Here is a 22,436-nt window from a genome sequence, read left to right as displayed (position 1 = left end):
ACAAGAACTCATTTACAATCAAGCAACCATTCCATTTGGGAATGGTTGTATTTTTTTGTGGGTAAAACTAAATTTTCTATGTGAAGGGACCGATAGATAACATATGAAAGATATCCATTGCCACATCTTACCCTTTATGGATGACGGAGCTACTGATTGGGAATCCGCTCTCGCCATGGCGCAAGACGCCTATAGGGACGGAATTACATCCGTCATTGCCACACCACATCACGCCAACGGTCAATATATGAATAACTCCGCTAGTATAAGAGAAGCAGTGGATCTGATGAATGAGAAACTTCGTCAGCATGGCAATCCACTGCTTGTTCTTCCAGGTCAGGAAATCAGAGTGTACGGAGATTTACTGGATGATCTGGAGCGGGGGCAACTGCTAAGTCTTGCAGACTCGCGGTATATTTTGCTAGAAATGCCTTCTTCACGAGTCCCACGCAACATGGAAGAAATCTGTCACGAGTTGATCATTCAAGGGTTCGTTCCGGTCATCGCCCATCCGGAGCGTAATGCTGAAGTAGCTGCCGATCCTTCTAAGTTAGAAAGATTGATAGAGCTGGGATCACTCGGTCAGGTAACCGCACAAAGTCTTGCAGGCGTCTTCGGGAATAAACTTCAGAAGCTATCTCTTGAGTTATGTCGTAGAAATGCAGTACATGTGTTGGCCTCTGATGCACATGACAGTGTTCATCGTCCTTTTGGATTACATGCTGCTTATGTGGTTTTAGAGAAACAATTAGGTCCTGAGGTGCGCGACTATATGCGCGAGAACTCTCAGCAAATTGTGGCAAATGGAGAGGTTATTCGTGGTAATCACGTACAAAAAAGGGGGAATCGTCACAAATTGTTTGGCATTTTTTCCCGAAAGGGCTGACTAATCTACCTAATAGTGGTAGAATGGGTTTTATTGGGTGAATCGTTGAAATACGTAATAGTGTAGACATAAGGTGAAATAGTATAGGACTATAGTAACAAAAGAATTTAAATACATATAAAGAGGTGGATATTTAGTGACTTTGAAAAAGAAACTAGTAGTATCAACATTGGCAGCAAGTATGGTAGCAGCATCCGTAGCGGGTCTTCCGTTGGGTAATCTTGGAGCAGTGGGTACAGCATCTGCAGCTACAGTTAGCAGCAGTACAGCAGTTAAGGAGAAAGTTCTTAATGTTTACAAGCAACTCTCTGCAACAGATGTAGTTTACCTCTATAATTTGAAAAATGAGGTTGCTGCGCTGGACGAGGCAACTTTCGCAGAGATTTTTGCTCCAGTCTTGAACAAGCTTTCATTGGATGAAGTAGAAACAAAGACATCACTTAAATTGTTCCAAAGCGTTACTAGTGTAGTATATGATGTCTATGGGAACGATTTCTCCGGAATTCAAATTATCCGTAACGACGACAAAAATATTGCCCTGTTGAGCAAAATTGCAACTAAAGCGGGTGTGTCTGGTCTTACTGTAGATAGTGTTTCTGAATTCTTAATCAGTGTAGAAACAGAACTTCGTACACTGGTTAGCAGCAAGACAACTGCAGAGTTGTTGGAAATTCTCAAATCTGAATCTGGTTACGATACTTTGTTGGATGAGGCTATTGCGAAAGTATTGAGCCACACTACAGGAGCAGGAGCTCTTACAGTAAGCCAAGCGTTGCAAAATCTTGGAGTTACTGCTAGTGATGTGAAGCAAACATTGAAGAACCTGAATAATACGATTAAATCTGCGAAGCCTGCGGCGAAATCACTTGCACTTGCTTACGTTAAAGCGTATGGATTGGGCGATAATGGCAACGGCAACGGCAACGGCAACGGCAACGGTAACGGTAATGGTGGTAGCAATGGTGGAAATGGAAATGTTACAACTCCTGTAACTCCTGCTCCAACTCCAGGAATCTACGACGTATCCAAGCTAGTAAGTGTTGTTGACGGTAAAGCAACATTGAAATTGGTAGATGCCGATGTAATTAAAGAGTTGGATAAGCTAGTTGCAGCGAATTCTGGCAAAACAGGTCTTACTTTGACCCTGAATCTGGGAACAGTAAGCGCTACTACAGTTGAAGTTCCGCTTTCCCAAGCAATTATTGAAGCTGCAAAAGCTAAAGGTGTTGCAAATATCGCGGTTACGTTCAATGGTGTAACAGTAACGATTCCTGTAAGTCAGTTCAGCACAGCTATTGCATTGACAGTAACTACCGCTAAACCAGAAGTTGTAACTTCTGTTACCAAACTGAAATTGGCTTCGGATGTGTATGAATTTGCACTTAGCGTGAACGGTGTAGCAACAAGCACATTCAAACAACCAATTACCATTAAACTTCCGCTTAAGAATACTGATGGTCTTGATAAAGAATTGCTGTCCGTAGCGAAGCTTGTATACGGTAGCCTGCAATTCCAAGGTGGTGTGCTTGATGGAGAGTTCATCGTAGAACCACGTGATACTTTCTCATCCTATGCAGTGCTTGAGAATAAAGTAAACTTTACGGATATTGCTAGTGTACAAGCTTGGGCTGGCAAACAAATTCAAGTCGTAGCTGCAAAAGGCGCGATTGAAGGCGTGGGCGAAGGCAAATTCGCACCGAAGAGCAATGTAACTCGTGCAGAGTTCGCTAAAATGTTGATTCGTGCGCTTAATCTGGAGAACAACTCTGCCGTACAAAGCTTTAGTGATGTAAGTTCATCTGCTTGGTATGCACCATATGTAGCAGTTGCAGCAGAAAAAGGAATCATTACTGGACGCAGTGCGGCTAAGTTCGATCCTAATGCAACCATCACACGTGCAGAGATGGCAACAATGATCTCCCGTGCAGTGAAATCTATCAATCCAGCTGCAACAACGAATGTAACGGCAATCAGCCAATTCTCCGATGCTGCTAAGATCAGTGCATCTTTGAGAGATGGCGTAGCATTCGCAGCAGATCATAACTTGGTTATCGGAAATGCTGGTAAGTTCAACCCGAACAATACGGCTACTCGTGCTGAAGCAGCAGTAATTATCTACCGTACTATTAACTTCAAGTAAGTAAATTTAAAAGTATAGTATATAGCCTCCTCTCATGTAGGTGAGAGGGGGCAATTTTTTGCCAATAGGGAAGTGCTGTACTATAGTAACGAAATATTTCAGAAATAGCTTGGAGGTAATTACACTTGTCATCACAAGAATTGGATCTTCGCGATTATTTTCAGATCGTCAGGAAGAGACTATGGCTGATTGCTAGCATAGTTGTTTTGGTGTGCGGTGTTGCTGGTGTGTACAGTCTGTATATTAAGAATCCGGTGTATGAAGCATCCACTAAGATTATTGTTAACCAGACTCCGACTCAATCGGCAGCAGCGCAGCTTGATTTGAACCAGATTAATACTAATATTCAATTGATTAATACGTATAAGGAAATTATTAAGACTCCGGCCATCCTTGATATTGTTACGAGAGATTATCCGCAGTTCAATATTACTGCAGAAGAGCTGTTGAAGAAGGTTAATGTGAGCTCCGTCAATAATACGCAGGTGATGACACTTGTCGTTCGAGATAATTCGTATCAGCGAGCCGCTGAAATCGTGAATGCCATTTCACTTGTATTCAAGGATGAGATTCCTAACCTATTTAACGTGGAGAACGTATCGATTCTAAATGAGGCCAAAGTGAATCCACTTAACGAGCCAGGACCCGTAGAACCGAATGTCTTAATGAATATGGCTATAGCTTTCATCGTTTCCTTGATGATTGGTTTAGGGATTGCTTTCTTGCTGGAATACATGGACGATACGCTGAAGACTGAAGCAGATATTGAGAAATATCTTGGTCTACCAACGATAGCGATGATTACAAGATTGGGTTCAGAAGAAAGCAAACAAGGCGCAACACAGGCACAGACGCAAACATCCAGAAAGGCGGGCGAACTCGAACATGTCACAGCTGCCAAATAAACAACGACATCTAATTACCGTTACGAACCCTCGCTCCCCTGTATCTGAAGCGTTTCGTGCGCTACGCACAAATATTGATTTTTCCTCTGTAGATGAGACTATTCAAGTAATCATGGTAACTTCGTCCGGACCGGAGGAAGGTAAATCAACAGTTTCTGCTAATTTAGCTGCGGCTTACGCACAGGCAGATAAGAAGGTATTGTTGATTGACGGTGATTTGCGGAAACCGACAGCACATAAGACTTTTTCGCTTAGTAACCGATTTGGGCTATCTTCACTACTGTCGCAGCAGGCGGTTCTTGAGGATACTGTCCAAGATTCTGGTGTTTCCAATCTTTCCATTATGACCTCAGGACCGATTCCTCCAAATCCAGCAGAAATGATGGCTTCTAATCGGATGAGTACTCTTTTGCAGGACTTGCGCCAGCGTTATGATGTCATTCTTATTGATACTCCACCGTTATTGGCGGTTACAGATGCGCAGATCATGGCTTCCAAGAGTGATGGTGTCATTATGGTTGTCAGCTATGGCAAGGTAAAGCGGGATATTGCTGTAAAAGCTAAAGCTAACCTCGATCGTGTAGGTGCAAAAATGCTTGGCGTGGTTCTCAATAATGTAAAACGTAAAGCCAGCGAAGGTTACTATTACTACTACTATGGAAATTGATTTATTCTTTAACAATAATGTTGTTTTTGGAGGCACTGAAAATGACAGCGAAATCTAGAGTGATTCTTTTATTCTTCATTGATCTTGCGATCATTTGGTTCAGTATTGTGACATCTTATTTGTTTCGGTACCCTAACCATGCTCTTCAGGAATACGTTGTACAGATGCTGCAATTTGGTGTGATTGCAACATTTGCATTCGGTGGAAGTCTGATATACTTCGGTCTTTACCGAAGAATGTGGCAATATGCCAGTATCGGTGAGATTATATCGGTTTCTAAAGCTATTGTAGTAGGGTCTTTATTTTCATTTGCACTGGCGTATCTAATTTTGCCGGATAGAGTACCTCTTGCCATAGAAGTTCGGTCGATGGAGACTATTCTTTTATTAGTAGGTGGAGTTCGATTTTTGTGGAGAGTACTTCATAATGATCGAATCAATTACAAAGACACTAAGACCCATACACTAATTGTAGGTGCAGGCGATTGTGGAATATTAATTGCTAGGGAAATGATGGGGCCTTCTTTTGCTCATACGAAGCTAGTAGGTTTCATTGATGATAGTATCAATAAATATCATATGTCGATACTGGGTGTGCCAGTCTTAGGCAATCGTTACGCGATTCCCGCTATTGTGAAAGAACGGGAAATTCATGAGATTATTATCGCTATGCCTTCCGTTTCACGTACTGAAATTTCTGAAATTATTAATCTTGCGAAGAAGACAGGGGCCAAGCTAAAGATTATACCGGCGCTTAACGATCTGATCGCGGGAAAAATATCAGTGAAGAAACTGCGAGATGTTAGCGTTGAAGATTTACTAGGCCGTGAACCGATTATAGCAGATTTGAACAGTATTCTAGGTTATGTACACCACAAGACTGTGTTAGTTACGGGGGCTGGTGGATCTATTGGTTCAGAGCTCTGTCGGCAGATTGCCCCATTTGGTCCCGACAAGTTAATGTTACTTGGACACGGAGAGAACAGCATTTATATGATTGAAATGGAGCTTCGTAAGAAGTTTCCGGATCTGAATATTGTTACCGTAATCGCGGATGTACAGGACCGCAGTCGGATAATGGACGTATTCAGCAGCCATAAGCCACATGTTGTCTTTCATGCGGCAGCACATAAACACGTTCCATTGATGGAGCGGAACCCTTCTGAAGCCATTAAGAATAATGTCTTCGGAACAAGGAATGTTGCGGATTGTGCAGATAAATATGGTGCGGAGAGATTTGTAATGATCTCATCGGATAAAGCGGTTAACCCAACGAGTGTGATGGGTGCAACTAAGCGGATTGCTGAAATGTATGTGCAAAGTCTGCATACCACAAGTAGAACAAAGTTCTCAGCCGTGCGTTTTGGGAACGTGCTTGGCAGTCGTGGCAGTGTAATCCCGGCCTTTAAAGAGCAGATTGCTGCTGGTGGTCCAGTCACTGTTACTCATCCAGAAATGGTCCGTTATTTTATGACGATTCCAGAAGCCGTTCAGCTTGTAATCCAGTCGGGTTCTTTTGCCAAAGGTGGTGAAGTGTTCATTCTGGATATGGGAGAACCTGTAAAGATTCTAACGTTAGCGGAAGATTTGATTACTCTCTCTGGTTATGAACCTTATAGGGATATTGATATTCAGTTCTCCGGTATTCGTGAGGGCGAGAAGTTATATGAAGAACTATTAACAGATGAAGAGAATTTAGGCTCTACAGATCATGGGAGAATCTTTATCGGTAGACCTAATGTGATAAGTCTGAATCAGCTAGAACTGGAATTCAAACGTTTGGAACGTGTTCTCGCCGAAGAACCTGAAGTTATTCGCGAAATAATCAATCAGATTGTACCGATGCAGCCCGTTGCCCAAGTTGCTATCAGCTAAATCATTCATAAAGGGGGATACATAAATGTTCAACAAACGATGGAAAAAGATCCTTTTATGGACGCTGTCAGTCATTGTAGTTCTGGGTGTTGGTGGTTTGTTCGCTGCGAATTATGCGGTCGATAAGCTGATGAATTCTATGGTGGATGGTTTTGATCTGGAGTCTGAGGATCAAGTTAGTGGTGGTCAAGATCAAGGAACTGCACCTGAAGATAAAGTGGTGGATGGTGATGTTGAACCTGTAGCGTCTGTAGCACCTACTACTCCATCAACAGATGATGAGGGAAGCAATGATGCTGGGGAAACTGAAAAAAATGCAACACCTTCTACTACTAGTGAACCTACGAAAGCTCCATCAACAGATTCGAAAGATACCTCTTCACATGGTTATACAGCACAGGTCTCAACAGATAAAGCTAAAGAAATTCAAGAGAATGTGACAATGAAGGATAAGGCAGATGTAGCCTCAATTGTTCTGGGTCAACTTAGCGTATCTGATATTAATCGTCTAAAAGATTTGGCCAGAGGTGGTTTGAATCTAGATGAGAAGCGGGAAGCACGCAGCATTATTCTAGGTAAAGTATCCGAAGAACAATATAATGAGCTATCACAGATAGCCAAGAAATATGGTATCAGTCAAGGAAAGACACGTGATCAAATCCTTAAAGAAGAAGAACAATCAAAAGCGAAAGAAAAGGGAAGTGAATAAGTATGTCTAAAGCAACTCTACCAGTCATAGTTCTATCGTTAATAGCTTCAATAGGTTTAGCACCCTTAACGGCATCCGCTCCTATCTCCGTATCAGCAGCGGCGGTACCAAGTGCAACAACTAAGGCTGCAAATTCTACGATTAAAGTGCAGAGCATGAACGTGAATATGATTTTTGATGGAGTGAGTATTGGGACCCCTCCAGGTCAATATGTATTCATGTACAACAATACAACTTATGTTCCATTACGCTTTATGTCATATGCATTGCAAAAGAGTGTAGTTTGGGATGCTAAAAACGTTAAAGTTACTGTAGCAGAGCCTAGCAGTTCAGAGCTAGTTGTGATTAAAGAGTATCTAATGAATGCAACAAACGGGAATAGTGCCTCAGCAGTACCTAAGAATCTTGTACTCAATCAAGTGAAGGCAAGTTATGTATTTAACGGTGCAACCAAGGCATTACCAACTGGGCAATCCAGCTTTATCTTGAATGGCTCCTTATATGTGCCTCTACGTTTTTTATCGGAATCTGTAGGTCATAACATTAGCTGGGATCAGAAGACGAAAACCATTACTGCCGCTTCTAAGGCGTATCAAGAGCAAGGTGGCAATAATAGTTCGACTGGTAACAATGGGAAGGACCCATCTCCAGTAGTGACACCTGCACCAACGGATTCAACTGGTGCAGCTGGTGTTGGTACTGCGGGTACTGGAAAGGTTTCTTATGAAACCATTACTAGTGAAACGGAAGCCAAACTTACTGCACTCAAAGATCAAAGCCAATCGACATTAATGAGTATTGCTTTAGAATATCTCGGGGCAAAAGATGAAGCGAGTAAAAAGAGTATTAAGGCTAAAGGTGTACAACAACTTTCAGCGTTTACTGCTAACTTCAATAGTATAGTTGCAGACACTGAACAAAAACTGAACAGTAATGGATATAGCACAGCAATCATTAGTCAATATAGAAGTGAATTTGAATCGCAGCTTCAGTTGGGTAAAGATTTGGCTGAGGGAATGGCTAACTAAACAAGATAAGACGATCATCTCTATGTCTTCTGACATAGAGATGATGTACATAGATAGAAAATAGTAACTTAAAGGATCAGGTGAACTTATGAGACCTTATGTTTACGTGAAACAAACCATTGATTTTCTGTTGGCTTTAATCGGAATGTTAGTGTTATGGCCTGTCTTCTTGATCATTGCGATCGCGATTAAGACAAGCTCTAAAGGACCTATCCTATTTAAACAAAAGCGATTAGGTAAAAATAAATCGGAATTCTATATTCTCAAATTTAGAACGATGAGAACAGATACGCCTAATGATATGCCAACTCATCTATTGAAGGATCCAGATTTCTTTATAACAAAAGTGGGCAGGTTTCTAAGAAAAACAAGCTTGGATGAACTACCGCAAATTATCAATATCCTTAAGGGTGAAATGAGTATTGTTGGACCTCGCCCTGCATTATGGAATCAGTATGATTTGATTGCTGAGCGTGATAAGTTCGAGGCTAATGATATCAAACCTGGTCTGACTGGGTGGGCTCAGATAAACGGTCGAGATGAACCAACGATTGAACAAAAGGCAAAGCTTGATGGTGAGTATGTGTCAAAACTATCTTTCAAGTTTGATGTAAAAGTCTTTTTTATGACGATTCTAAGTGTTCTAAAGTCTGAAGGTGTACAAGAAGGAGAAACTACATAGAATGTGGCTTCTAATAGCAAGGGAGTTGCTTCATAAATGAGTAAACGAAAGATATTGATTACTGGAAAAGAAAGTTATATAGGTACTAGTTTTATAAGATGGATACAGCAGTGGCCTGATAAATATTCTATTGATACATTATCTGTGAGAGATAGTTTATGGAAAGAAAAAGACTTCAAGGGATATGATGTAGTATTCCATGTTGCGGGAATTGCCCATGTGAAAGAATCAAAAGAAAACACTAACCTTTATTATGAAGTGAATCGTGACTTAGCACATGAAGTTGCTCAGAAGACAAAGCTTGATGGGGTTAAACAATTTATTTTTTTGAGTTCTATGAGTGTATATGGAAAAGTGAGTGGAATGATAGATCAAGGTACTCATGTAAATCCAATAAGCAGTTACGGAAAGTCGAAGCTACAAGCGGAGAAATTGATTACACCAATGGCAAATGAAAATTTTAGAGTAGCAGTGCTTAGACCACCTATGGTATACGGAAAAGGTTGCAAAGGTAACTATCCTAAATTAGTAGGTTCAATTAAAAAAATTAATTATTTTCCTAATATAAAGAACCAGCGAAGCATGATATATGTGGAGAATTTATGCGAATTCGTAAGACATTTAATTGATGATGGGGGTTCTGGGTTGTATTTTCCGCAGAACAATGAATATGTGAGTACTAGTGATATGGTTAAGTTGACAGCAGAGGCCTATGGCGAAAAAGTTGTTTTCATAAATTTAGTGAATCCTATAATAAGGTTACTAAGAAAAAAAAATATAATAGTTAATAAAGTATTTGGGGATTTGACATATGAAAAAAAAATGTCTGTTTATAAAAAAGAATATTGTGTTATAAATTTCTCGGAGTCGATAAAATCAACAGCAGGTGTAGAATAATGAATGAATATATAAAGAAAACAGGAATTAAAGAAGACCTTGTTTCAATCGTTATACCTGCATATAATTGCGGCGATTTCATAGGTATAACATTAAACTCAATTATTAAGCAAACTTACTATAACTGGGAAGCTATTGTTATTGATGATTGTTCGAGAGATAATACAGCCGAAATTGTTGGGAGTTTCATAACTATAGAAGATCGAATCAGATACTATAAACTAGATACTAATTCTGGGGCTGCAGTAGCACGAAATATGGGCATTGATTTAGCAAAAGGTAAATTTATCGCATTTTTGGATAGTGACGATGTATGGGTGCCTGAAAAATTATCTAAGCAAATCGAATTTATGAAGCAAAATAGCTATAACTTTACTTGTACGAGCTATGACAAAATAGATGAGTTAGGAAAATACCTTAACAGAACTATCCAAGCGAAGGCTAAAAGTAATTATGATGGGATTTTAAAGAGAAATCCAGGCAACTCAACGGTAATATATAACGCAGATATATTAGGGAAATTTAAAATACCAGATATTAAAAAAAGGAACGACTACGTAATGTGGTTGCAAGTTATCAAAAAGGCAGAATATATATATGGTTTAGAAGAGGCATTAGGAAGCCACAGAATTAGATCAGGTGCGCTTTCTGAGAATAAAAATAGCTTAGTAGGATATCATTGGAAGGTATATCGAGAGATAGAGAACCTATCTTTTATCAAATCTCTTTACCTTATCAGTTATTGGGTAATTGCTACGGTATTTAAATTGAGATGATATTGTGAGGGATAAATTAATGGAAATAGTAGTAGTAGGAACAGGATATGTGGGTTTAGTCACTGCGGTGTGTTTGGCAGAATATGGTCATAAAGTTACTTGTGTAGATATAGATGAAAATAAAATAAATAAACTTAGAGACGGTATTTCTCCAATTTATGAACAAGATTTAGAGGAACTAATGAAAAAAAATAGCAAACGGTTAAGATATACAACTGACTATATGTCAGCGTATAAAGACGCTGAGGTTATATTTATAGGTGTAGGTACACCCGAAAAAAAAGATGGATCAGCTAATCTTTCTTATGTTTATGCTGTAGCCAAACAAATTGCCGAATCAGTTGATCATAGTTGTGTCGTAGTATTGAAATCTACAGTTCCCATTGGAACTAATGATAAGGTTCTGAAAATACTCAATGATAATAAAAAAACTTCTATTAAAATTAATATTGTCTCAAATCCTGAGTTTTTAGCACAAGGCACTGCAGTTAGAGATACTCTTCATGCTAGTCGTATTGTAATTGGCGTAGATAATGAAGATGCTGAAAAGGTTATGCGTGAAGTGTATAAAGAATATGATGCGCCTATACTTGTGACTGATAGCAGAAGTGCTGAAATGGTTAAGTATGCATCAAATGATTTTCTAGCGTTGAAAATATCATACATAAATGAAATAGCAAATCTATGTGAAATAGTAGGAGCTAAGGTCGAAGATGTTGCTAAAGGTATGGGTTATGATAGTAGGATTGGTGATAAATTCTTGAATGCTGGTATTGGTTATGGTGGGAGTTGTTTCCCAAAAGATACAAAAGCACTCCATTGGCTTGCTAATATGAATGATTATGAATTAAAGACAGTGAAGGCAGCAATTGAAGTAAATGAACAACAAAAATTAAGATTAATAAAAAAATCTAGAAAATATTACGATAATTTCGAAGGATTAACAGTTGCGATATTAGGACTTACTTTTAAGCCTGGTACTGATGATTTGAGAGAGGCAGCATCGATAATTAATATTCCAATCATTCTAGATGACGGTGCTAATATTAAGGCATTTGATCCGGTGGGGATTGAAAATTTCAAGAAAACAATGAAATATGGTGACGTAGAAGGATTAGATCGAATTAGTTACTTCAATAATATAGATGACACAATAAAAGATACTGATATCTGTTTTATCTTTACTGAATGGGATGAGATAAAAAACTATGATATAAGTAAATTTCGTAAGTTAATGAAAAGGCCTATTTTATTGGACGGAAGAAATTGCTACTCGTTAAGCGATGCTGAAAGTTATGGTGTTATATACATGGGTATAGGTAAATAAGTAGTACGATAGTTTATCTTAAAATTATTGTTCTGATAAAGAGCAATAGGAAAGGTCTGATATGATTCATAAATTTATTTATAAAATCGGCATAAGGCTAAGAAGTCCGGAAATCCCTGGTAAATATATGCTTTTAAAGGAATCTGAGAATTGGAGTTTAGAAGAACTTGAAGCTTATCAGTTTAAACAACTAAAGAGAATAATAGGAATTGCTTATAATAAATCTATATTTTATCGTAATTCATTTGATAATGCAGGTTTAACACTTGATGATATAAAGTCTTTGGATGATATTAAGAAGATACCTAGTATATCAAAGTCAGATCTTCTGGGAAATACTCTTGCAATACAAAATAGAGATGGTTATAGAAAGGTCTTTTTTTCGGAAACATCAGGTAGTACAGGTGAACCATTAGTATTTTATAGAAATAGTGAATGGGATGCTGGACATCGTGCCGCACAACTCCGAGGATATTCTTGGTTCGATGTTATGCCATGGGACTTAAATGGGTACTTCTGGGGTTATGCATTTAGTTTTAAGAAAAAAGTTATAACAAAAATATACGATGTATTACTTAACAGATTTCGTATTTTTTCTTATGAAGATGCTGGAATTAAACATTTTGCGAAAAGGCTCAAACATGCTACTTATTTAGAGGGTTATTCTTCCATGATTTATGAAGTGGCCAAACTTATTAACAAGAACGAATTAGGGCCATTTAACTTGAGAATGATAAAGGGCACCTCTGAAAAAATATTCGATGGATATCAAGAAGAAGCAATAAACGCATTTGGAAAAAAAATCATTAGTGAGTATGGTTCGGCTGAAACTGGCATAATTGCATATGAATGCAAAGAAGGTCATATGCACATAGTGATGGAAAATGTAATTGTCGAAGAGGAAGATGGCGAAGCGATTATTACAAATTTGATCTCTGATTCATTTCCAATAATTAGATATAAATTAGGGGATAGTATTATATTGGATAATGCAACTGTATGTCCTTGTGGGTTGAAACACAAGATTATCAGCGAAGTTAAAGGTAGGGTAGGTAAGACTATTTTTGGAAAGAAGGGTAAATACCCAAGTCTTACTTTGTATTATATTTTTAAGAATCTAGCAGTGCAGTATAACACTATTGTTAATTATCAAGCTATTCAAAAAGAAAAGGGAAAACTTGAGTTCTACCTAGATAGAGATATCAGCAGAGAAACAGAAGTGGAAATACGAAAAGAATGTAAGTCGTACTTCTCAGATGATATAGAGGTTTCGTTTTATCCAAATGCTCTAAAAAGGGATTATAATGAGAAATTTAGTGATTTCATATCGAAAATTTAATGAGTTAATTTTATTAATGTTGGGGTGTTAGCTATGGATTTACAAGTACTTGCTTCGGCCATGCATCAAGTAGATCATAGTCTACTCGAAAAAATGAATATATCATCCAATTCAATCATTATTAATCAGTGTGATCGCAACGAAGTTGATGAGTTTATTTACCGTGAATTTGAGGTTAAATATATTTCATATGCTGAGCGTGGGGTTGGCCTTAGTCGAAACAATGCTCTTATGCGTGCTTCCGCGGACATTTGTTTATTCGCGGATGAAGATGTGAGGTACGTTAATGATTACAATAAGATTATAATTAAGGCTTTTGAAGATAATCCTAGAGCTGATATCATAATATTCAATGTGATAAGCACAAACCCAGAGAGACCAATGTTTGAAATAAAAAAACATAGTCGTGTAAGATGGTTTGAATGTTTGAAATATGGAGCTGTTAGAATCGCTGTAAGAACACAAAAATTGAGACAAGCAAATATTTACTATTCATTGCTGTTTGGTGGTGGTGCCATGTATAGCTCGGGAGAAGACAGTCTGTTTATCGCAGAGTGTATAAGAAAGGGTTTGAGAGTATATACAAATCCAACATTAATTGGCCATGTGAGTCAAGAAAAATCAACCTGGTTTAAAGGATATACCAATAAATACTTTATTGATAAGGGTGTATTGTTTGCTTCTCTTTCTAAACGATGGGGAAAACTCCTATGTTTACAATTTGTAATTAGGCATCAGACCAGGTTTAAAAATGAAAAGACGGCGAGAGAAGCATATAAATTAATGCTTCAAGGGGTGGATGAGATAAGGAGAACGCATAATGAACATTGATTATCCGAAAGTACTTGTTGTTTCACACAACTGTTTTTCTACAACTGGTTCTAATGGTAGAACACTTGGGAATTTTTTTATCAATTGGCCAAAAGAATCACTTGCACAATTTTACATTTATAATGAAGTGCCTGATTCACCAGTTTGCGATAATTATTTTCGCGTTACAGATACTGAAGCGTTAAAAGCGTTCTATAAGGGGACCAAAGTAGGTAGAACTGTTAAAAATGAAGTTGTTATTGATAAAATCGAAGGTAATGACTTATTACTAAGTAAAGTATATAAACGGCACCGAAGAAAAACATCTTTTAATTATATAGCAAGAAATTTCATTTGGGATTCTAATAGATGGAAAAGTCAGAAGTTTATAGATTGGATAGATGAATTTAAACCAGATATATTATTATTACAAATCGGTGATTTTTCATTTATGTTTAAAATTTCCATGACTATAGCGAAAGAACGTAACATTCCGATAGTTTTATACAATAGTGAGGATTACTATTTTAAAAATAAACAATCGTTTTCTCCTCTTTATTATTTATATCGCTCACAATATGTATGGCAATTTGAAACTTTGATGAGTTATGCATCGCATACTATTTATATATGCGATAAACTACAAGATACTTATAATAGGCAGTTTAATCATGAAAGTACTGTTTTAATGACAGCAACTAATATGGTACCTTTACTGCAGGATAAAAAGGATAATGATCCATTTGTTGTGAGTTACCTAGGGAATTTAGGCTTAGGGAGACATGAGTCTTTAATCGATATAGCTAAAACCTTACAAGAAATTGATCCGAATCTATACCTTGATGTGTATGGGAAAATTCCGACGGAATATGTTAAATCAGCATTTGAAAATTGTACAGGAATTCGATATAAAGGGTTAGTGTCGTATCAGGAAGTTATTCAGATCATGCAAAAAAGTGATTTATTAGTACATGCAGAAAACTTTTCTGAGTTTAGTAAGCGGGATTTAAAACATGCATTTTCAACTAAGATTGCAGACTGTCTGGCAAGTGGTACATGTTTTTTTGTCTACGCACCAGAAAATATAGCTTGTACTGAATATTTAAAGGGGAATAATGGGGCAGTAGTTGTTACTGATAAGAGCGACTTAAAGGAATCACTTACAAGAATATTAAGCGATGGAGAGTTACGCCAAATATATATTGATACAGCACAGCAAATAGTAAGTGAAAGACATAGTGCGAAAGATAATGGAGAATACGCGAAGGCAATTATTATTGATATAGTTAAGAAAGTAAGTGGGTAAATGAAAATATTACAAGTAAACTGCGTTTATAATAATGGTAGTACAGGAAAAATAGTGTACGATATCCACAAAGGAATACAAGAGAATGGAATGGAATCCATTGTTTGCTATGGTCGTGGTCGTAGAGTGAATGAGCCGAATGTACATAAAACTTCAAGTGAGATTCTGGCGAAATTTAATGCATTGAGGGCTCGTATCACAGGACTTCAGTATAATGGATCATTAATTGCGACTAACAAGTTGAAAAGATGTATAAGAAATGAAGAACCAGATATAGTTCATTTACACTGTATTAATGGTTATTTTGTAAATATATATAGCCTATTAAAGTTTCTAAATAAAAATAAAATAAAAACTATTTTGACACTTCATGCAGAGTTTATGCATACAGGGAGCTGCGGGTATGCGCATGAATGCAATAAATGGATGACAGGGTGTGGAAATTGTCCACAACTACGGAGCGCAACAAAATCTTACCTGTTTGATCGTACCCATATTGCATGGGAAAAGATGAGACGTGAATTTGAAGGTTTTAATAGTTTACAAATTGTCTCCGTATCTCAATGGTTGGAGAATAGAGCTAAGAAATCTCCGATTATGCAAGCTCATAATTTTAATGTTGTTGGAAATGGGATTGATACGAAAGGAACCTTTTATCCTACTGAATTCCAATACTTAAAAGAAAAGCACCGATTAAAAGATGAGAAAATATTACTCTACGTTACAGCAAGCTTTAGCTTGCGTGAAGATGATGTTAAGGGAGGTAGATATATTGTCGATCTTGCTGAACGATTAAAAGACGAGAATATTAAGATAATGATCATTGGTGGGAGAGATTTATCACTAGTTCTTCCCAAAAATATTATTAATGTTGGCCGAACTAATGACCAGAAGGAGTTAGCGTCATACTATTCTATGGCAGATTTGACAGTTTTGACGAGTAAACGCGAGACTTTCTCGATGGTATGCGCCGAATCTTTATCGTGTGGAACACCAATAGTAGGTTTTAAGGCGGGTGCACCTGAAACTATTGCATTACCTGATTATAGTGAATTTGTGGAATACGGAGATACTGATTCTTTGGAACAAAGTGTAAGGGAATGGATAACCAGGAAGGATAGATTGACAGACGGTTTGGCCAGAATGGCGGGAGAAATCTATTCCAAAGAAAAAATGCTTAAGGGGTATTTTGATGTATACTTTAGACAATTATAAGCGAACAATATCTGCACGAAAATATTGGTTAAATGTTATTTCAATTTTGATACTTATTGTAATAGGACCACAAACCTATATTAATTTTTATAAGCTTAGCCATCTTCAAGTCATTATAATTGAGTTATTAATTATGGGCATACTTTTTTTCGTAAATAAAAAAAAAAAAATTAATAACCTGCAACTTATATTAGCTTTGTTGTTTATAACTATACTTCTTTCTAATAAGCTTTTCACTGGTGATTCATTAGCTTTCTCTATACTTTTAGCGTTTATAATATTTATCATGTTTTTATATACACAACTAGTATCTTATGAAGAATTCATTAGTTACTATACTAAAGCTATGGTTATACTTTGCTTATACTCTATAATTTGTACATACACGATAATAGTTTTTGTTGATTTTTTTAATGGAATACTTCCTTCTTTTACACATGAAATGATGAATATGAGATTTTTAGATGCTGGTCTTTGTTTCGTATATATTCCTCAGTACGGTGGGATGCAATATAGAAACTATTCAGTTTTTTCAGAACCTGGCGTTTATCAGTTCTATATTAACATTGCTCTTATATTTGAACTATGGTTTATAAAAAAATATAAATATAAAACATTGCGTATCACTATTCTTATTGTTACTTTAATAACCACTTTTTCCACTGCTGGGATAATGGTTGGTGTTTTAATAATTTTTGCATTTATCATACAATCTAAAGCATCAATTGGAAAAAATGATAGGATAAGATGGCTTGTATCAATTATTTGTTTACTTACTATAACTTGTTATATTGCAATTCCAGAATTCGCATCTATTATAGATGGTTTGTTTGTTAAATTATCTGGTGGAGGCTCACTTGATTCTCGAGCGGGATCGTTTTCTGCATACTTTTGGGCATGGCTTGAAAATCCTATTATAGGCTGGGGCTATGAGGCTGGTGTTACGGAAGCAGGAGCAAAATTTTTATCTCAGTATACAGCTCATAATACCAATACCATATTCTCGAATTTGGCCTTTTACGGCTTAGTATATGGAAGCTTGTATTTTATCTTATTTTCAAAATTCATACTAAATATCTGCGCTCCGTTATTCTCAAGAATAATAGTATTATTAGCGATGATGATAAGTATAAATAATGAAAGATTCATTGATAATGGTATAATTTTTATTCTTATGTTTTATGCAATATCCCATTATAGGGTGAAGGAGGGTGTTGTGGATGGAATTCATGGAAAAGGTTAGATATATAGGATTTTATGATAACTCCGAATTTGCTAAAGAAAAAAGATATATCAGCTTAGCAGCGGTAAATAAGATGGATTATATTTCCTCATCGATAGTAAAAGCAGGGTATAATGTTCAGATTATTTCACCCTCTTGGACTGCAAATACAGAAGGATGGTATGATAAACGGACATCTGATCTACGGGACGGGATAACATTAACACTTGGATCTACTTTCGGCGCAAGAATTAAGATAATGAAACTATTCAGAATTGCTTGGTCATGGATATGGCTTTTCTTCTACCTTGTAATTAATGTTAAACGTGGAGAGAAAATCATTGTATATCACTCGCTTATGATAGATTTTCCAATATATTTTGCCAAGCTCCTTAAAGGATTTAAGCTTATATTGGAAATTGAAGAAGAATATTGCGTTGTTATTAAACAACCAGTTTTGTTTGAATGGCTTGAAAAAAAGATGATTAGTTACGCAGATTATCATCTATTATCAACGGATTTAATGAGAGAGGCATACTCACATTTAAATAAGGAAAGTATTGTAATTCATGGGAATTACAATACTCAAAAAAAAACTAAACGTAAAAAAAGTAATACGGTTTCAATAGTTTATGCAGGAATAATAGACTCAGTTAAGGCGGGAGCTTTTAATGCTATAAGAGTAGCGGAATATTTGAACTCTTCCTATAAAATTAGTGTTATTGGTTTTGGAGATGTAGAGAATATAAAAAAATTAAAACAAGAGATTGAATTATTAAATGAAATTTCTGATTGCAAAGTTAGATACGATGGAGAGAAAAAGGGACAAGAATACATAGATTATTTATCGAATTGTGATATTGGACTAAGTACACAAATCGCTACTGGGGAGTATTTAAAGTATAGCTTTCCGTCAAAAATGCTTTCATACATGAGTGTGGGATTAAGAGTAGTTTCAAGTAACATTGAGTGTGTCAAAAAATCAAAGATAGGGGGACTTGTATATTATTATGAGGAGGATACGCCAGAATCGATTGCTAAAGTTTTACAATCTATCGATTTCAGTGATGATTATGATAGTTATAAATATCTTGATAGACTTAACGAAGAATTTGTAGAAAACATAAAGGTAATGCTAGGGGTCCATAATAATGTTTAATCCATTTAGAGTGCTAAGTAACAATATTTCGAAGACAGATGAAAGCAATAAAATAATACTATTTAACACCGTAGGCGCCTTATTAGTTAAAGGTGGAGCAATTATTATTTCAATGTTTACTCTACCAGCATATTTAAACTATTTTGATAATCAACAAATTTTGGGTCTTTGGTTCACCATATTATCTGTTTTATCATGGATTCTTACATTTGATTTAGGTATAGGAAATGGTCTCAGAAATCACTTAGTGCCAGTATTAGCTCAAAAAGATGACCTAGCGGCTAAAAAATATATATCCTCTGCTTACATTATCATTGGAGTAGTGGTTCTATTATCAATACTCATATCAACAATTGTTTTTAGATTTATTAATTGGAATATTGTATTTAATGTACCTATTAACATTATTTCAAAGGAAACACTCAATCTTTCTGTAAGTATTGTATTTTCCGGTATAATGTTTCAGTTTTTATTTAAGTTAATAACATCAATACTTTATGCGATGCAAAAATCTGCTCTTAATAATTTACTAAGTTTATTAACAAGTATTATTACATTAGTATATGTTTTATCTGCAAAATCAGCGGACATATCAACTAACTTGATCTCTTTAGCTGTTGTTAATGTTTTAGCTGTTAATATACCGCTATTATTGACAACTATCATAGTTTTCTCGAAAAAATTAAAAAATAGTAAGCCGAGTTTTTATTATTTCGAGAGAAAGTATGCGGAAGAGGTTATGAAATTAGGTGGGGTGTTCTTTTGGATTCAAATTATGTATATGATCATAACAACTACTAATGAGTTCTTAATTACGAGTCTATCAAGTCCCCAAATGGTTGTCGAATATCAAATTTACAATAAACTTTTCACTTTGATTGGTGTTGTTTTCACATTGGCAATAACTCCAATTTGGTCAGCTGTAACAAAAGCTTTTGCCGAACAAAAGTATAATTGGATTAAGAAACTTTATAAAATTTTAAACAAAATGGCTTTAATAGCTGTGTTATGTGAGTTTATTATAATACCATTTTTACAGTTCGTTATTAATATTTGGCTTGGAGATAGTGCAATTCAGGTGAATTATTTTTACGCTTTTATTTTCGCGATTTCTGGAAGTATTTTTATTTGGAATGCTGTATTATCTAGTATTGCTAACGGGATTGGTGAATTAAAAACACAAGCTATTTTTTTTACTATAGGAGCAATCATTAAAATACCTATATCTTGGATTCTTGTTGAAGCATTAAATTCTTGGATTGGTGTAGTTATAGCAAATATCATTGCTATGAGTATATATTGTGTTATACAGCCAATTTGGTTAAAAAAGTCTTTTGAAAATAGAGAAATAGGAGTTGCAGATAATGTTTAAGAATAAAACTTTATTAATAACCGGTGGAACAGGATCATTTGGTAATGCTATTCTTGATCGACTTCTTAATACTGACATTGGTGAAATCCGTATATTTTCTAGAGATGAAAAAAAACAAGATGACATGCGAAAATTGTATAAAAATGATAAAGTGAAATTTTACATAGGTGATGTAAGAGATCTACATTCTATTAAAAACGCTATACATGGTGTGAATTATATCTTTCATGCCGCGGCCCTAAAGCAAGTGCCATCTTGCGAATTTTTCCCATTAGAAGCTGTTAAAACAAATATTCTAGGAACTGATAACGTTATTACAGCGGCTATTGAAAATGGAGTGGAAAAGGTAGTATGTCTTTCTACCGATAAAGCTGCGTACCCAATTAATGCGATGGGAATCTCTAAAGCTATGATGGAAAAGGTGTACATAGCAAAATCTAAAACTGTAGATTGGAATAAAACTCTAATATGCGGTACTAGATATGGTAATGTTATGGCTTCTAGGGGTTCCGTTATACCACTATTTATTGAGCAGATAAAAAGTGGACACCCTATAACAGTGACAGATCCCAATATGACTAGATATTTAATGAGTCTTGAAGAAGCTGTAGAACTTGTAGTTTTCGCATTTCAAAATGCTCAAGCAGGAGATATTATGGTACAAAAATCTCCTGCTTCTACAGTGGGGGATTTAGCACTAGCAATAAAAGAATTGTTCGATGCAGACAATGAAATAAGAGTAATAGGTACAAGACATGGTGAAAAGTTATATGAAACTTTATTAACCAAAGAAGAGGCTGTAGTAGCTCATGACTTGGGTGGTTTCTATAGAGTTCCGGCTGATAAAAGAGATCTAAACTATGATAAGTATTTTTTTGAGGGAGATCAGAAACTTTCGTCTGAAGATGAATATAACTCTCATAATACAGAAAGACTTACAATCGAACAGGTAAAGGAAAAATTGCTTTCACTTGATTATGTACAAAATGAGCTGAAAGGCTGGAATAGACAATGAACATTCTAGTCACAGGAGCTAAGGGGTTTATTGGGAAAAATCTTATCGCCGAATTGAAAAATCAATCTTATAACGATATTTTTGAGTTTGATTCCGATGGAGAATCATCACTTCTTGAAAAATACTGCCAAAAAGCAGATTTTGTTTTTCATCTTGCTGGGGTGAATCGTCCTAAGGAACAGTCAGAATTTATGGAGGGTAATTTTGAGCTTACCTCAGTTTTGTTGAAAGCCCTGAGTGTACATCATAATACCTGTCCGATTATGTTTGCATCATCAATTCAAGCAGATCTTGATAATCCATATGGGCAGAGTAAAAAAGCTGGAGAAAATTTAATATTTGGTTATGCTGAAGAAACTGGGAATAAGGTGTTAGTTTATCGCTTTCCAAATGTATTTGGAAAATGGTCTAGACCGAATTATAACAGTGTGGTAGCGACGTTTTGCCACAATATTTCTAATGATCTTCCGATCACTGTTAATGATCGGTATTCTGTTATGAACCTAGTCTATATTGACGATGTAGTTAAGGAACTTATTCAGGCTCTTAAAGGTAAAGAAAATAGATCCGGTAAATTTTGTGAAGTTCCAGTAGCTCACATCAGTAGTCTTGGAGAAATAGTAGATTTGATATATTCTTTTAAGAACAGCCGTGAAGAGCGATCTATTCCTAATATGTCTGATGAATTCACAAAAAAATTATATAGTACTTATTTAAGCTATCTACCTAGAAATCAATTTAGTTATCCGTTAAAAATGAATGTGGATGATCGAGGATCTTTCAGTGAGTTTTTAAAGACTCCCGACAGAGGGCAAGTTTCAGTGAATATTTCAAGACCTGGAATCACCAAGGGAAACCACTGGCATCATACAAAAAATGAAAAATTTCTAGTGGTGAGTGGAACTGGAGTCATTCGGTTTAGAAATGTTGGTTCTTCAAAAGTTATTGAATATCACGTTAGTGGTGATCACCTGGAAGTTATTGATATTCCAACGGGCTATACTCATAACATAGAGAATCTTGGTGCAAGTGATATGGTAACCATAATGTGGGCAAATGAATCATTTGATCCGGAGAATCCTGATACTTATTACTTGGAGGTTTGAA

20 protein-coding genes are annotated in these 22,436 nt (G+C 36.1%); all 20 read left to right on the top strand.

All coding sequences use genetic code 11. The annotated features are described in order from the left end of the window. Positions 1 to 103: 103 nt before the first annotated feature. Positions 104 to 886, top strand: a complete 783-nt coding sequence (locus H70737_RS23715) for a tyrosine-protein phosphatase (protein WP_042191253.1) — start codon at positions 104 to 106, stop codon at positions 884 to 886. Positions 887 to 1,022: 136 nt separating this feature from the next. Further along, positions 1,023 to 3,026, top strand: coding sequence for an S-layer homology domain-containing protein (locus tag H70737_RS23710; RefSeq protein ID WP_042191252.1), 2,004 nt, complete (start codon positions 1,023 to 1,025; stop codon positions 3,024 to 3,026). A 125-nt stretch (positions 3,027 to 3,151) separates the two neighbouring features. Beyond that, positions 3,152 to 3,931, top strand: coding sequence for a YveK family protein (locus H70737_RS23705; RefSeq protein ID WP_042191250.1), 780 nt, complete (start codon positions 3,152 to 3,154; stop codon positions 3,929 to 3,931). Then, positions 3,912 to 4,598, top strand: coding sequence for a CpsD/CapB family tyrosine-protein kinase (locus H70737_RS23700; protein ID WP_042191248.1), 687 nt, complete (start codon positions 3,912 to 3,914; stop codon positions 4,596 to 4,598). Before H70737_RS23705 ends, H70737_RS23700 begins: the two co-directional genes overlap by 20 nt. A gap of 41 nt (positions 4,599 to 4,639) precedes the next feature. After that, the gene (locus tag H70737_RS23695; protein ID WP_042191246.1) at positions 4,640 to 6,472 is read left to right on the top strand and encodes a polysaccharide biosynthesis protein; all 1,833 of its coding nucleotides are present in this window, start codon (positions 4,640 to 4,642) and stop codon (positions 6,470 to 6,472) included. 25 nt (positions 6,473 to 6,497) lie between these two features. Further along, positions 6,498 to 7,181 (top strand): SPOR domain-containing protein, encoded by a 684-nt coding sequence (locus H70737_RS23690; protein WP_042191244.1) that lies wholly within the window; start codon positions 6,498 to 6,500, stop codon positions 7,179 to 7,181. Positions 7,182 to 7,183: 2 nt separating this feature from the next. After that, positions 7,184 to 8,209: a stalk domain-containing protein gene (locus H70737_RS23685; protein ID WP_042191243.1), complete on the top strand. Its 1,026-nt coding sequence runs from the start codon at positions 7,184 to 7,186 to the stop codon at positions 8,207 to 8,209. An 88-nt stretch (positions 8,210 to 8,297) separates the two neighbouring features. Beyond that, positions 8,298 to 8,891 carry a sugar transferase gene (locus H70737_RS23680; protein ID WP_042191241.1) on the top strand — a complete coding sequence of 198 codons (594 nt, stop codon included), beginning with the start codon at positions 8,298 to 8,300 and terminating at the stop codon, positions 8,889 to 8,891. A gap of 36 nt (positions 8,892 to 8,927) precedes the next feature. Continuing rightward, positions 8,928 to 9,788 (top strand): NAD-dependent epimerase/dehydratase family protein, encoded by an 861-nt coding sequence (locus tag H70737_RS23675; protein ID WP_042191238.1) that lies wholly within the window; start codon positions 8,928 to 8,930, stop codon positions 9,786 to 9,788. Further along, positions 9,788 to 10,564, top strand: coding sequence for a glycosyltransferase family 2 protein (locus tag H70737_RS23670; protein WP_042191236.1), 777 nt, complete (start codon positions 9,788 to 9,790; stop codon positions 10,562 to 10,564). The genes H70737_RS23675 and H70737_RS23670 overlap by 1 nt, the downstream gene beginning before the upstream one ends. A gap of 19 nt (positions 10,565 to 10,583) precedes the next feature. After that, positions 10,584 to 11,891 (top strand): UDP-glucose dehydrogenase family protein, encoded by a 1,308-nt coding sequence (locus H70737_RS23665; protein WP_042191234.1) that lies wholly within the window; start codon positions 10,584 to 10,586, stop codon positions 11,889 to 11,891. A 61-nt stretch (positions 11,892 to 11,952) separates the two neighbouring features. Then, a complete protein-coding gene (locus tag H70737_RS23660) occupies positions 11,953 to 13,230 on the top strand; it encodes a phenylacetate--CoA ligase family protein (protein ID WP_052404397.1) in 1,278 nt (425 codons plus the stop codon). A 33-nt stretch (positions 13,231 to 13,263) separates the two neighbouring features. Then, positions 13,264 to 14,061 (top strand): glycosyltransferase family A protein, encoded by a 798-nt coding sequence (locus H70737_RS23655; RefSeq protein ID WP_042191233.1) that lies wholly within the window; start codon positions 13,264 to 13,266, stop codon positions 14,059 to 14,061. Next, entirely contained in the window at positions 14,051 to 15,346 is a 1,296-nt protein-coding gene (locus H70737_RS23650) for a glycosyltransferase family protein (RefSeq protein ID WP_042191231.1), read from the top strand. The genes H70737_RS23655 and H70737_RS23650 overlap by 11 nt, the downstream gene beginning before the upstream one ends. Further along, positions 15,347 to 16,561: a glycosyltransferase gene (locus H70737_RS23645; protein WP_042191229.1), complete on the top strand. Its 1,215-nt coding sequence runs from the start codon at positions 15,347 to 15,349 to the stop codon at positions 16,559 to 16,561. After that, positions 16,539 to 17,804, top strand: coding sequence for a hypothetical protein (locus H70737_RS23640; RefSeq protein WP_042191227.1), 1,266 nt, complete (start codon positions 16,539 to 16,541; stop codon positions 17,802 to 17,804). Before H70737_RS23645 ends, H70737_RS23640 begins: the two co-directional genes overlap by 23 nt. After that, a complete protein-coding gene (locus tag H70737_RS23635; protein WP_042191225.1) occupies positions 17,782 to 18,942 on the top strand; it encodes a glycosyltransferase family protein in 1,161 nt (386 codons plus the stop codon). The genes H70737_RS23640 and H70737_RS23635 overlap by 23 nt, the downstream gene beginning before the upstream one ends. Beyond that, positions 18,935 to 20,314, top strand: coding sequence for a lipopolysaccharide biosynthesis protein (locus H70737_RS23630; protein WP_042191223.1), 1,380 nt, complete (start codon positions 18,935 to 18,937; stop codon positions 20,312 to 20,314). Before H70737_RS23635 ends, H70737_RS23630 begins: the two co-directional genes overlap by 8 nt. Further along, positions 20,307 to 21,329 carry a polysaccharide biosynthesis protein gene (locus H70737_RS23625; protein ID WP_042191220.1) on the top strand — a complete coding sequence of 341 codons (1,023 nt, stop codon included), beginning with the start codon at positions 20,307 to 20,309 and terminating at the stop codon, positions 21,327 to 21,329. Before H70737_RS23630 ends, H70737_RS23625 begins: the two co-directional genes overlap by 8 nt. Beyond that, entirely contained in the window at positions 21,326 to 22,435 is a 1,110-nt protein-coding gene (locus H70737_RS23620; RefSeq protein ID WP_042191218.1) for a capsular polysaccharide biosynthesis protein CapF, read from the top strand. Before H70737_RS23625 ends, H70737_RS23620 begins: the two co-directional genes overlap by 4 nt. Position 22,436: the final 1 nt, after the last annotated feature.

The organism is Paenibacillus sp. FSL H7-0737, assembly GCF_000758545.1.
Taxonomy (GTDB): Bacteria; Bacillota; Bacilli; order Paenibacillales; family Paenibacillaceae; genus Paenibacillus_AQ.
The sequence above is the reverse complement of the archived record's forward strand: the minus strand, read 5'-3'. Positions and strand labels throughout refer to the sequence as shown.